The 12,481-nt window shown below is 48.1% G+C and carries 10 protein-coding genes; 3 read left to right on the plus strand and 7 right to left on the minus strand.

The window, feature by feature from the left end:
• Positions 1–48: 48 nt before the first annotated feature.
• The 7 genes from FRY98_RS03390 to FRY98_RS03420 form a co-directional block, all read right to left on the minus strand.
• Positions 49–1,344 (minus strand): ABC transporter substrate-binding protein, encoded by a 1,296-nt coding sequence (locus FRY98_RS03390; RefSeq protein ID WP_148450329.1) that lies wholly within the window; start codon positions 1,342–1,344, stop codon positions 49–51.
• 81 nt (positions 1,345–1,425) lie between these two features.
• Positions 1,426–2,505, minus strand: a complete 1,080-nt coding sequence (locus tag FRY98_RS03395; RefSeq protein WP_148450330.1) for a response regulator transcription factor — start codon at positions 2,503–2,505, stop codon at positions 1,426–1,428.
• Between the two features lie 3 nt (positions 2,506–2,508).
• The gene (locus FRY98_RS03400; protein ID WP_148450331.1) at positions 2,509–4,275 is read right to left on the minus strand and encodes a sensor histidine kinase; all 1,767 of its coding nucleotides are present in this window, start codon (positions 4,273–4,275) and stop codon (positions 2,509–2,511) included.
• Between the two features lie 86 nt (positions 4,276–4,361).
• Positions 4,362–6,368 carry a beta-galactosidase gene (locus FRY98_RS03405; protein ID WP_148450332.1) on the minus strand — a complete coding sequence of 669 codons (2,007 nt, stop codon included), beginning with the start codon at positions 6,366–6,368 and terminating at the stop codon, positions 4,362–4,364.
• A 329-nt stretch (positions 6,369–6,697) separates the two neighbouring features.
• The gene (locus FRY98_RS03410; RefSeq protein WP_148450333.1) at positions 6,698–7,645 is read right to left on the minus strand and encodes an IS3 family transposase; all 948 of its coding nucleotides are present in this window, start codon (positions 7,643–7,645) and stop codon (positions 6,698–6,700) included.
• Positions 7,573–7,890, minus strand: coding sequence for a transposase (locus tag FRY98_RS03415; RefSeq protein ID WP_148450334.1), 318 nt, complete (start codon positions 7,888–7,890; stop codon positions 7,573–7,575). Before FRY98_RS03415 ends, FRY98_RS03410 begins: the two co-directional genes overlap by 73 nt.
• Positions 7,891–8,347: 457 nt before the next feature.
• Complete coding sequence (locus FRY98_RS03420) at positions 8,348–9,538, minus strand: IS4 family transposase (RefSeq protein ID WP_170287016.1); 1,191 nt, start codon at positions 9,536–9,538, stop codon at positions 8,348–8,350.
• Between the two features lie 650 nt (positions 9,539–10,188).
• On the opposite strand from FRY98_RS03420, the gene FRY98_RS03425 reads away from it, so the two are divergent.
• The 3 genes from FRY98_RS03425 to FRY98_RS03435 are packed head-to-tail and all read left to right on the plus strand — an operon-like array spanning position 10,189 to position 12,461.
• Complete coding sequence (locus tag FRY98_RS03425) at positions 10,189–10,992, plus strand: ParA family protein (protein ID WP_148450336.1); 804 nt, start codon at positions 10,189–10,191, stop codon at positions 10,990–10,992.
• Positions 10,979–12,031, plus strand: a complete 1,053-nt coding sequence (locus FRY98_RS03430; protein WP_148450337.1) for a ParB N-terminal domain-containing protein — start codon at positions 10,979–10,981, stop codon at positions 12,029–12,031. Before FRY98_RS03425 ends, FRY98_RS03430 begins: the two co-directional genes overlap by 14 nt.
• Complete coding sequence (locus FRY98_RS03435; RefSeq protein ID WP_148450338.1) at positions 12,015–12,461, plus strand: DUF6075 family protein; 447 nt, start codon at positions 12,015–12,017, stop codon at positions 12,459–12,461. The genes FRY98_RS03430 and FRY98_RS03435 overlap by 17 nt, the downstream gene beginning before the upstream one ends.
• Positions 12,462–12,481 lie beyond the last annotated feature (20 nt).

Raw genomic sequence — 12,481 nt, forward strand, 5'->3', positions numbered from 1 at the left:
GAATCGAGAAGGAAGGAACTTCTCGTTCCTTCCTCACAGGCAGCCGCGTTACTTGTTAACCTTGTTATACGATTTCCACGCTTTGTCGAGCGCTGTGAGCACATCGTCCTGCGAAATTTGCCCCGCGATATAGGATTGCAGCGCCTTGCCGGATTCATCTTTAACCGCTTGTGGAATCCGTAGATCTTGATAGGACTTGCCCTCTTTCACATAGACCATCGCATCGTCCACCCAAGGATAACTGCTGTAGTCGTGTACCGTGGCGACCGGATTAAACTTCAGCGCCTGGAAGAATGCGCTGGAATCCTTGTCGTCCAGCACGTAGTTTACGAAATCAAGGGCCACTTCCTTGTTCTTGCTCGTCTTGGACACGGCCAGGGAGGTGGACGTACTCAAGTTGATCATCGTAGCGTCGGGATTATCGTTGATCGGCAAAGCAGCTACGCCAAAACGGAGGTCGGGATTGGATTTCAGAATCGTCTCCGCGTACCAAGGGCCCTGTACCCACATCGCCGCCTTCCCCTGCGCAAACATCGCCGCACCGTCGTCGCCGCCTACCTCAAGACCGTTTTTGGTACCGTTCGCGTAAACCAAATCGATGATATCGAACATTCCTTTCATTTCGGTGAAGGAACCTTGATCCTGGTTCATCCGCTCGATGAAATCCGGATTTTCCGTATTGACCAATTGACCTATGGAAAGCGGCAGGAACAACTGCGGAATCCAGGCCTCTTTGTCGGACAAAATAAACGGGGTGATGTTGTTTTGTTTCAGCTTTTCAACGACCGTCTTCATCTCCGTCAACGTCGTAGGGGGCGTCAGTCCCTGCTCCTCAAAAATCTGCTTGTTGTACAAATAACCCCAAGACAGTGTCTCGAGCGGAACCGCAACAATTTTTCCGTCTTCGGTCATGACTGAAGGCTTCACGCTGTCCAGCAGCTTGCCGACGAACGGTTGATCCGACAAATCCTCCAGATACCCGGCTTTATAAAATGGAGGGATTTCGTTGACCGCATGGATAGCGAATACGTCGGGTGCGTCGTTGGAAGCCAGCCTCGTTTTTAAAATTTGCGGGGCGGTGTCCGCCGGCGGCATTTCCAATTGAACCGACACATCGATATTTTTCTCCGCCTTTTCTTTGGCCACGAAGGCATCGATGTACTTATCGTAATGTTCTTTCAGACGAGGCTGAGCGATAAACATTTTCAAGTTGACGCTTTTCCCGCCGGAGCTTTCGCCCCCTGCCGATTCGTTGTTTGCCGCATGGTTTCCGCCGCCCGCTCCGCAGCCGGCAAGCAAAGAGACGATTAGCGCGGTTCCTGCTAGACCCTTCCAAATTTTCATATAAGATGCCCCCCTGGAATGTTGATGTTTTGTTTACGGTTTCATTCTAATCCATGAATGAAAGCGCTTCATTGGACGGGATTAGACTTTTCGATTGGATATTTTTAAACCTTGTGAACCTTTTCTCGCCTCTCCCGGGGAAATTCCGTAGTGCTTCTTAAACACCCTGTGAAAATAGGATACATCCTCATACCCGATCATTTCGGCTACCCTCTTGATGGCGACTTCTTCGTCCGATTTCAGCCATTCCATCGCCTTCTTCATTCTTAAATCCACGACATAGTCCGTAACCGTTAAGCCGTATTCCTGCTTAAACGCTTTGCTCAAATACTCTTTACTGACGAAAAACAGCTTGGCGAGCTGCTCCAAACCGATCGGTTCCTCGTAATGATGATCGAGATACGATTTGACTTCCCCCAAATGCAGCTTATTTTTATATTTCCGCTGTTTGATCAGTTCTTCCAGGGCGTTCACATAGCACTCGGAGATCAAGCGGACCCCTTCCTGGAAGGAGTTTGGCATATCCGTAAGTTCAGCCGGGCGGTCCGATTCGCCGGCCAGCGCGTTCGCCGCGCAGAGCTCTCTCAAGTACAGCAAAGTATCTTTTACCAGATAGCGGATCGTTTCCGGCTTCAAGGCGGCTTCAAGCTCCGGATCGGACTGCAGTTCACGGCATACTTTCCGGAGTCCCTCGCCATTCAGATCATTAAAATAAGACCCTAACCTCTTTTCGTAAGCGGCCCATCGCGAAGACAGCTCCAAATCGATTCCCTGCCGCTCCGTGCGCTTCCGTAGAGACACGCAGCATCTGGCCAACACCACGTTCAGTTCCTGCGGATCGATCGGCTTCAGCAAGTAGTCGACCGCTTTGTAGCGAATCGCCTGCCTGGCGTAGTGGAAATCATCGTACCCGCTTACCACAATGACCTGCTTGTCGGGAAAACGGTCGCTCATCTTCCGCATCAGTTCCACTCCGTCGGAACCCGGCATGCGCATATCGGTAATGATAAGCTCAGGGTTAAGCCGTTCGATCATCCGCATCGCTTCCAAACCGTCCTCCGCCTCCCCCACGACTTCCATACTGTGTTCGTCCCAACGGCCCAAATTTTTGATAATGTTCCGGTTCCACTCTTCGTCATCCACAATCAATACTTTGAACATGCTTTAGCCCTCCTTTTGATCGGGAAGATACAGCGTGACGCTGGTGCCTTTGCCCCATACGCTGTCAAGGCTCATTTTGTATTCCGCGCCAAAATACATTTGGATTCGGGAAGCCACATTGATCAGCCCGATGCTCGTTCCTTTGGTCCAAACCTGCTCCAGATCCCGGTTCAGCTGCGTTCGCAACCGCTGGAGCTGGGCATTTTCCATCCCTGCCCCATTGTCCCGGACCATCAGCCGTATGCCCTCGGGCTCGAGGCGGATCGTCACCTCAAGCCGCCACTCTCCGGCCTTATGATCCAGCCCGTGAACAAACGCATTTTCGACGATCGGCTGCAGCGTCAGTTTCGGGATTCGGCAGTCCAGCACATCTCCGTCTATGTTTAGCTCGTAATGGAGCCGTTTGCCGAAGCGCTGCTGCTGGATATTCATATAATGATTCAGATGTTCAAGCTCCGCTCGAAGCGTCGCAAGCGTATCCGGATCCCGTACAATATAACGGAACATTTCGCTAAGCGAACGGATGATACCGTAGCTCTCGGCCGGTTTTTGCGAAAAGATCATTCCCCCGATCAACTGCAGCGTATTTTGCAAAAAATGCGGGTTGATTTGCGATTGTAGCGCCTTTAGTTCAGCCGTTTTCTTTTCCAGGCGAATCCGGTATTCGGTATTAATGTGGTCTCTGATCCGCTGCGCCATGGTGGCGAAATTGGCTTCCAGGAGCCCGATTTCATCTTTGCGCTTGCTCGGGGGGATCATCTGCTCCTTGGTCAGATCGAGCTTCCGCATCGCCCGGGCCAAACCGATGATGGGTTTGGTCGTTTTCCAGGCAAAATAAAAAGCAAATAAAGCGGATATCACCGTGGAGATCATCCCGACGATCAAACCATAGTTCATCGTCGCCCGGGCGCTTTCGTTGATCGTGGAGACCGGGATTATTTTCACCAATCTAAGATTAACGGGATCCAGCGTATTGTAAAAAACGAATTCCCGGTCCGTTCTGAATTGGCCCAGCCCGGCATCCTTGGAAGCTTGCAGCTCCGCCGCCACATCCGGAGAGATTTCGCCGTCGCCGTATAGAATGCGGCCGTTCATATCCGTAACGAACACGGCCTGCTCCTTTCCTTCGCCAAGCAAACGGATCGTTTGATCGAAATAGGACCAGAGCACCTCCAGGGAGATGTAGCCCAGCTTTTCCTGGTTTTCGAAGCGGTTGATGCTGCGAATCAAGCGAAATTTGCCGGGGTCCGCCGAATCCGTCTCCACGATAAAATCTTTGTTCTCCCGCAGCAAATCCCGGTAAACGCGCGGTATGCCGCTGATCTCCTCCACTTCGTTTTGCATCGAATTGATCGTAAACAGCGTCCCGGTTTCATGCAGGTACATAACGACGCCGACCAGGTGATTCCCTCCGCTGTAATACACGCTATTCAGCGAATTAAAAACATTCTGCTGAGCGGCAAATTGGCTGGCCGGGGTTTCCACTTCGGGCCGATTCAGATAATTGGCCAACCCCGGACTGATCTGGAGCGAATAGACCAGGTTGTTTAGTCTGGCAAACTGATCACCCAAATGAATCCCCGTCCATTTCATATTGGAGAGATTGGTCCCGATCACTTGCTTCTCCATCGAAGCGCTGCTGTTCTCCGCCGCCAGCGTGGTGACGACGACGACGGGCACGATCGCGATCAATATCATCGTCAAAATCAATTTGTTGCGGATACTCGTTTTGAACGGGTCGACGACCCTCCGCCGCAGCCTGCCAAACATTCGCTTCCCCCCCTGTGATGCCGCATATAGTAGAAAACGCCTCGCGGATGCGGGAGGCGTCTATTTCAATACAAAACTTCTATAGCTTATTGTTCTTCAATAATTGTAAAGCCCCATGGCTCAAGCTTCAGGGTTTGTCCCGAGCTTACCGGTCGGCCCGAAAGCAGCTCAATTCCCTCACGATGACGATAGTCTAACGAAGCCGGCATTTCAGCATAGTTAAAATAATATCGGACCGTTTTGCCCAGCCCGTTAACCCCGGATTTCGTGATCAACGGGAAGCGGATCTCTTGATCCAGTCCCCATAAACCGGCCTTCTTCACGGCATGCTCCAGGATTTTGCCCATCACGGCCTCGCTTGTCATACAGCCGATATATACAGCCTGCCCTTGGCCGTACCCGTTTTGCGTGACCGCGGCATATTTCCCCCAATGCGGATGATCATAATAGGCGAGCACCTCCGCCGTCGACGGAGTGAGCAGTTCCATCCACGTGTGCACCTGGTTTTGGTCTTCACCGACCTGGAACGGATCGTCTTTTAACGTCACCCTTTTCGGCTCGACGAACATGCTGTACGAAATGCCGCAAGCCTTGCCAATGATGCCCGGTTGCCGTTCGGAACGGACCTTGACGTTTTGATCCGTAAAGCCGCTCTTAAAAGTATAAACGATATGCCCACCGTCAACTACAAACCGGTTTAACCGCTCCAAAAGTTCATCTGAAGCCGTATAAAGCGCTGGAACGATGAGCAGATCATACCGTTCAAAATTCGTGGTCGCGGGAGATACGAAATCACAGCCGATGTTCATCCGGTACAGCTCATCATACATCATCCGAACGACATCATTGTATTTTTTCGTGCTGGAAAAATTAAATTTGAACCACTCCAGCGCCGTTAACGAGTCGTTGCTGACCAGAATGGCGACTTTATTCTCTTTTTGAAGGTTCACCAAATGCGGAGACAAACGCGCAAAATCCCGGCCGATCGTTCGGGCTTCCTCATAAACCGGGTTGGGTTCGAAGTCATGGCTGAGCAAGCCTTTCCAATAGGTTTCGAAAGAATTGTGGATGGAATGCCAGTGCCAGTAGGAAACCATATTGGCTCCCGAAGCCAGATGGCTGAACGCCTGCAATCTTAACTGCCCCGGATACGGTGTCCAATGGGGAAAGGCCTGCGCTTCCGTCTCGAGCACCAAATAATTCGTTCCTTTGGTGGATCGCGCCACATCTCCGCCGAAGGAAATTTCAATCCCGGTCAGATCGTCCTGCGACGGATGGTAAATGTCCACTCCCATGATATCGAAAGGACGGGAAGCCTCAAAATGGTCCACATCCGGCTGAATGCCGTAGGAATACCCCCGCCACTCAAAATCGAAATTTTGCGTGACAAACTGATCCGCCCGCTTGTACTCGTTAACGATGGATACTTGCCAGCTCAGGAAATCGGCGACCAGCTTCCGTTGGAATTTGGCAAACTCCGCGCCCAAGCTGCCATTGATCGTCCCGATGATGGACGGGAAGTCCTCCCAGCTGTTGATCCGGTTGCTCCAATAGTCCAGCCCGAACGCCTTGTTCAATTCCTCTAGCGTTTTGAATTTGTCCCTAACGTATTTAACAAACAGCAGTTGGACATTAGGGCCCGCGGTATGATAGTGCTTTGTTTCATTATCGGTTTGGTACCCGATCACCGCCGGATGTCCGCTAACCCGGGAGATCAGTTTGCGGATGATGCGCTCCGCATAAAACAAATAGGTCGGATTCGTGATGTCCATAATCTGCCGTGCCCCGTATTTACCGGGTCCGTTTGCCGTCGTGGCCAGCACGTCCGGGTGCTCCTTGACCATCCAGGTCGGTACGGCGTAAGTAGGCGTTCCGACAATGACATGAATTCCGGCCCGATGCATCGCATCAAGAACCCGATCTACCGAGGTGAAATCGAATACTCCGTTTTGCGGTTCGTGCGTGCTCCAAGTCGATTCGGCGATCCGCACCACGTTAATCCCCGCCTCTTTCATCATGCGGATATCCTCATCCAGTCGATCATAAGGCATATATTCGTCATAATAAGCGACACCGTATAACAGCTTCTTCATCATGACCTCCCCGTGTTTCATAATAATATTAGGCAAATCCATCAGGTGTAAAATTAATTCTAACGCGATTGTTTACGCTTTCATAGTATTAGAAAATTCCATCCGCTTCACTGGACAAAATTAAACTCTTGCAGTGGAGTATTTTAAACTACGACCTCTTTCCGCTTCGTTTCTTCCACAGCCATTGCAGATAAAAAACGCTACCGTCGAAGTCTGCACACTAACGGGAAAAACTACCGTTAATGCGCCGCTCTTGGCCTCATGGTGGGATTTAACTGGAAAAGTGGACCTCCGTCAAGAAAGTGGACACTATTTTTTTGGCTTTTATGTTAAGCCGACTTTTTCTTCTTTTGCAATTGAGCCGCAAAGCGTACTGGGGACATATATCCCAATGCTCCATGGATTCGTTTCCGGTTATAAAAGAATTCAATGTATTCAAATATTTCATCGTATGCCTGCTGCTGCGTCTTAAATTTGGTGCAGTAGATGAGTTCTTTTTTGAGAATACTATGGAATGATTCAATACAAGCGTTATCGTAACAGTTGCCTTTGCGGCTCATGCTGGCTTTCATCCGTAAGGTTTTTAGTCTCTTTCTGTATTCATCCGAAGCATATTGAGATCCACGATCTGAGTGGTGAAGCACTTTTCTTTTAGGCTTTTTAGCTGCATACGCATCATCCAGCGCTCCTAGTACTAATTCTGTTGTCATTCGCTCTCCTAAGCGCCATCCTACAATTTCACGCGTACAAAGATCCATAATACTGGCCAAATACAGCCGGCGTTTGGTGCATCGAATATAGGTAATGTCCGCTACCCAAACTTTATTAGGTTCATTGACTTTAAATTTTTGGTCCAATACATTCGGTGCAATCGGAAAGTCATGATTAGAGTCCGTTGTTCTTACTTTAAATTTCCTAGCTACACAAGAACGCAATCCCATTTCGTTCATGTAGTTGCTTACTGTACGCTCCGTAATCTCACAGTTCTCTTGATGGAGTAATTTCGTGATTTTGGGGCTTCCATACCGTTTCTTGTTATCGTAAAAGTGAAACCTAATCCGCTCCATGATTCGAGCCTTACGTAACTCCTGCTGGCTTGGTTTAGCTGATTTCCATTTGTAATAACCGCTCCGGGATACTTCCAGGACTCGACACATCTTCTCCACCGAAAACTCGGAGCTATGAGCTTCAATGAATTGGAACCTCAGTTCTTTGGTTTGCTGAAGATGTGAACCGCCTTTTTTACGATTGCTAACTCCTCTTTCGTATCCGCCAATTCTCGGTCCTTGAGCTTCAGTTCTTTCTCCTTCTCTTTCAGGAGTCGCTCCATTTCACGGAGTTTCTCTTGACTTGCCAAAGGTTCGTTTTCAAATGTTCTGTACTTTGCTTTCCATTGATGCAAGGTCTTTGCAGGGATATTCAATTCCTCAGCGATCTCCGGCATGGATTTCGTCTGTTCCTGAATGTATTTCACCGTCTTTCTCTTAAACTCCTCATTAAATCGTTGCCGCTGTTCACCCATGTGAACACCTCCTAATTTAAACTCTATTATTAAGGTTCTTTTATAGGGTGTCCACTTTTAATTCTAGTTGCAAAGTGCATTATAACTAACATGTTGCTGCCTATCCGCAATCTTTCTTGCCGCCTGTCATAATAGCGGCGTTTTGGGCCGTTATTTCGACCCGATTTGCGTTTTCGGGAAAAATAGCGGCCAAAAAGGGCCTTATTTCACTGATGCGGGTCCAAAAATCAGGTTTCGGCCCGTTTTTCCCTAAAATAGGGCCCCAAATGACCGCTATTTCACACGGAAAGGCACTAGCGTTGCATTAAGTAATTTGATTATGAATAATTCCCCTAAATTTACTTTGAATCAATATTTTTACATTATGTTTTTCTTGGTTAAACAAAAAAAGCTAAGGGGGAAAAGGCCCTACGCATTATCCTTTTTTTTGAAAATTACTATTCCTGTTCATTTGTCATTAGCGTATGATCAGTCTCGGCTCCATTGACTTCTTTGCTTTTTTTGGTGGCCTGCCATTTCGCTTGGTTCGCCCCTTCGAGGTTCGTGTTGGCTTGCGGTAGAGGGCTTTCATCAGATCTTCCCACGGCTTTTCCGCATAGATACGAATCAGTTGAAGAAGATCCCACATCGATTTTTTACAGTCCAGGGTCAACTTGACGAGCAAGCATAAAGCATAGGCGATTAAAGCGATATACATTTGGTTCCAGATGACTTCTGGCGTATATCCATGTGGTTTAACTAATCGAATATGCTGTTTGACCCACTTAAAAAACAACTCGATGTGCCAACGATTTCGGTAAATCTCAGCGATTTGGTGTGCAGACAAGTCAAAACGGTTCGTTACAAGGCGATAAGTACGCTTCTGGTCATCATAAAACTCAATTAGGCGAAAAACCCCAGGCAAGCCCGGAAGCTTCACATCAGCATCACGGATGAAACCCTTCTGTCTTTTGGGCAGTTCCCTTTCCCGGATGATCGTTAGCCGGCTATTTTCCTTGACGCGACATACAAATTTGATCTTGTCCTCTAGCCATTGTTGAAAATGCTCGTACACTTGGTAACCACGATCCATCACATAAGTCGCGTCTTTGTCGACCGTGAATTCAAGAGCCACTTCATGGTCCGCGATATCCTTGGTGGAGGCGATGATTTTACCCGGATACATGGTTTTGGAGTCCACCACGACCAAGGAGGTGTGCATCTTCGCGCCGTGATTGGTTTCTGAACAGTAGCACCATTTTGCGAGAATAGGTGGCAGAGTAACTCCCGTCGAATCTAAGAGATTTAGTTTACCAATACCCGGAGTAATTCCCTTCAAGTTCTTCGTTTGCTGCTTGATTCGTTCCATGATCGAGAAAAAGAGCGTTTGAAGATTTGCCATAGGCAGTTGCTTCATTTTTCGTGATAACTGGGCAGCACTGATACTTTCGAGTTGAAGGAATTTCTGAAAATCGCGATTGGCGGCTAAATGCTCTGCTATCACTTTATAGGAACCGCGCTGGTGCAACTGAGCCTCAATAAACAGAAGAGTCGCAGAACCGACAAACAATTTCCGGGCACGATAATCCAAAGATGTATTACGAGAAGGGTCCACATTTAATAACTTTAGACATTGACAAATGACAGTTTGATTAGGTACGTTATCCATAGTCATCTCCTTATTGTTGAGGCGTTTTTATGGATAACGCGAGGGTAACTCAACAATAGGAGATGTCTTCTTTTTTGTCTGCGAAATTTAATGCAACGCTAGTGACGGAAAGGACGATTTCGACAAAATAGCGCCTCAAATAGCCCTTATTTCCCCGTCCGGCTCAAAGGGAGGCGATTACGGCCCTTAGATCCTTCGGGTAAATGCAACGCTAGTGCCTCCCCAGCCGTTTAGGCTTCAAATTAACAGGAACAATTCCCTTTAATTTACCCCCGGACATGCAAAAAGCTCCTGAATCATCCATATGGACAATTCAGGAGCACTTTCAATAATATTAGGATGCGGTCGAGAGGACTCGAACCTCCACGGGGGGTTAGCCCACACGGACCTGAATCGCGCACGCGATTGGGGACCAAGCGGAAAACAAGTTAAGGATGAGGAACATAAAACCCGCGAAAAGCCTTGTAGAATCAAGGTTTTTCGCGGGTTTTTTCGTTTTTTCCAAGCGCCGCAAGGCTTCCGGGGAAGTGATCAAAAAGCGGCCAATTTTGGACGTTTGCGAGAACTTGGAGAGAACGATACAAGAACCCAGCCCGCTCCCTACCATTGACAAATTAAAGTGGAGCCTTGGACTCCAGGGAGGGTTTCTAATGACGACAACACCCCAAGCGACGACGATTACCATTGCCAATCAGAAAGGCGGTACGGGCAAAACCACCACCGCTTACAATCTTGCTCATGCCTTATCTCATGAAGGAAAAAAAGTATTACTGGTCGATTTCGATCCGCAAGGGAATCTGACCTTATGCTTCGGTATCAAGCAACCGGACAAACTGTCCGTCAGCATGTGCAACATTTTGGATGCCATCATGAGCGACAAAACGATTCCCGCGGCGGAGACATTTCTGCATTCTCAAGGCAAAATAGACCTCATACCAAGCAACATCGAACTATCCGTGTCGGAAATCAACCTGCGGGATGAAATGGGCAGCGATAAAATATTGACCTCATTACTGGAACCGATGAAAGAAAACTACGATTACATTTTAATCGACACGAATCCTTCGCTGGGCCTGCTCACCATCAATGCGCTTGCAGCAAGCGACAGAGTGCTCATTCCGGTAAATCCGCAGCTTTGGTCAGCTACCGGTTTAACGCAACTGCTCAATATTATTGTTAAAGTCAAAAAGCGGATTAATCCCAGTATCCGTATTGAAGGTATCTTGATGACGATGTGCGACTTCCGAACGAACCTATATAAAGAATCCTTCCGCCTTATCAAAGACCATTATGGGGAGATCATCCGCATTTTCGATTCACAAATTCCAATGTCCGTGACTGTCGGGGAAGCCAACTTCTATAGTCAGAGTTTACTCAGTTATCATCCCAAATCCAAAGTCTCAATGGCCTATCAGGACTTTGCAAAGGAGATGATTCAGCATGGCCAACAGTAATCGTATCGTTCCCAAATTAGGAAGCATTGATGAGCTACTTCGGCTCTCCGAACCGGAAGCACCAAATCCGGCAGCAGGAGGAATCCAATTTATTCCGATGGATAAAATTAGATTTTTTAAAAATCACCCCTTTCATTTATATGACGGCGAACGCCTTACGGATATGGCGAACAGTATCGAAAGCAACGGCGTGCTTTTGCCGGTCATTATTCATAGAATCGAGACCGATGAGAACGGCTGCGACTTCGAGATGCTCGCCGGGCATAACCGGATGAATGCAGCAAGGCTAATCGGTCTAGAGCAACTCCCCGCCATCGTAAAAGAAAATCTGACCGACGAAGAAGCGCTCATGTATGTTGTTGAAACGAATGTGTTGCAGCGTTCCTTTAGCGAAATGCTTCCGTCTGAAAAGGCTAAGGTGCTCTCTCTTCGTTACTCCGATATGTTCTCACAAGGGAAGCGTAATGACATTATTGACGAACTCAAAAAGCTGGAAAACCCGCAGTACGACAGGGAAGATTCAACTTCTGCCCCATTAGGGCACAGGTTAAAGAGCAGAGATATTGTAGCCGCTGAATACGGATTATCCAAAAATACGGTTGCACGCTTACTGCGAATTGACCATTTAATCGTTGAGCTAAAAAAGCGCGTTGATGACGGCGAATTCGGCATTTATCCGGCAGTGAGCCTCTCGTATCTACCAGAAACCGAGCAATGCTACGTGGAAGAAATTTTAGCGCAAACCGAGTACAAAGTGGACATGAAGAGAGCTGATTTATTACGATCGTACTCCGGCAAGCTCACCGCCGAAAAAGCAGAAAGTGTATTATCCGGCGAAGCGACCCGTAAACCGCGCAGCAAATCGCCCGCCCCCTTTAAGCTCAAGCATAAAGTATATGCCAAGTATTTCAAACCGGAAAGCAAAGCAGCCGAGGTTGAAGAGATTATCGACAAGGCGCTGGAAATGTACTTCTCCTATCAGCGCCAGCAATCCCCATTACCAGAATCGAAGGAGGATGACCATGCTTACGAAGTTTAAAGACCTGGAACACCATCAATTTTACGAAGGCATGATGCGCACGACGCAAAGCCACGACGACCCTTATCGGAAAGCTCTGTTTTATCTGCTCGGCCTGACCGAGCAGAGCCGCCTGCATATCCGAGATTTGTACGATTTTGAAGAGGATAGTATCAGGCTGGAAGGATTGCATCAAGCTTGGCAAACCAGCTCCTCCGCCAAACTGACGCGCTTGGCTTTTAACCTATACAACAGGTATATTGGCGATGAGGAACAGGATGCCGCCCGCAACTATAGTCCATACTTTATGTTCGATACCGGCCTGCTTCCGTACTTTTTGGAAGCCGTCAAATTGCGATATGCCGAATACGCAAACAACCAATACCAAAATTTTATTCATATTCCGATGGGTGTTGGGGACAGACGTATAGACTACGACTTGGAACATTAAAACGCAAAAGACACATAGAA

The organism is Paenibacillus faecis (assembly GCF_008084145.1).
Taxonomy (GTDB): domain Bacteria; phylum Bacillota; class Bacilli; order Paenibacillales; family Paenibacillaceae; genus Fontibacillus; species Fontibacillus faecis.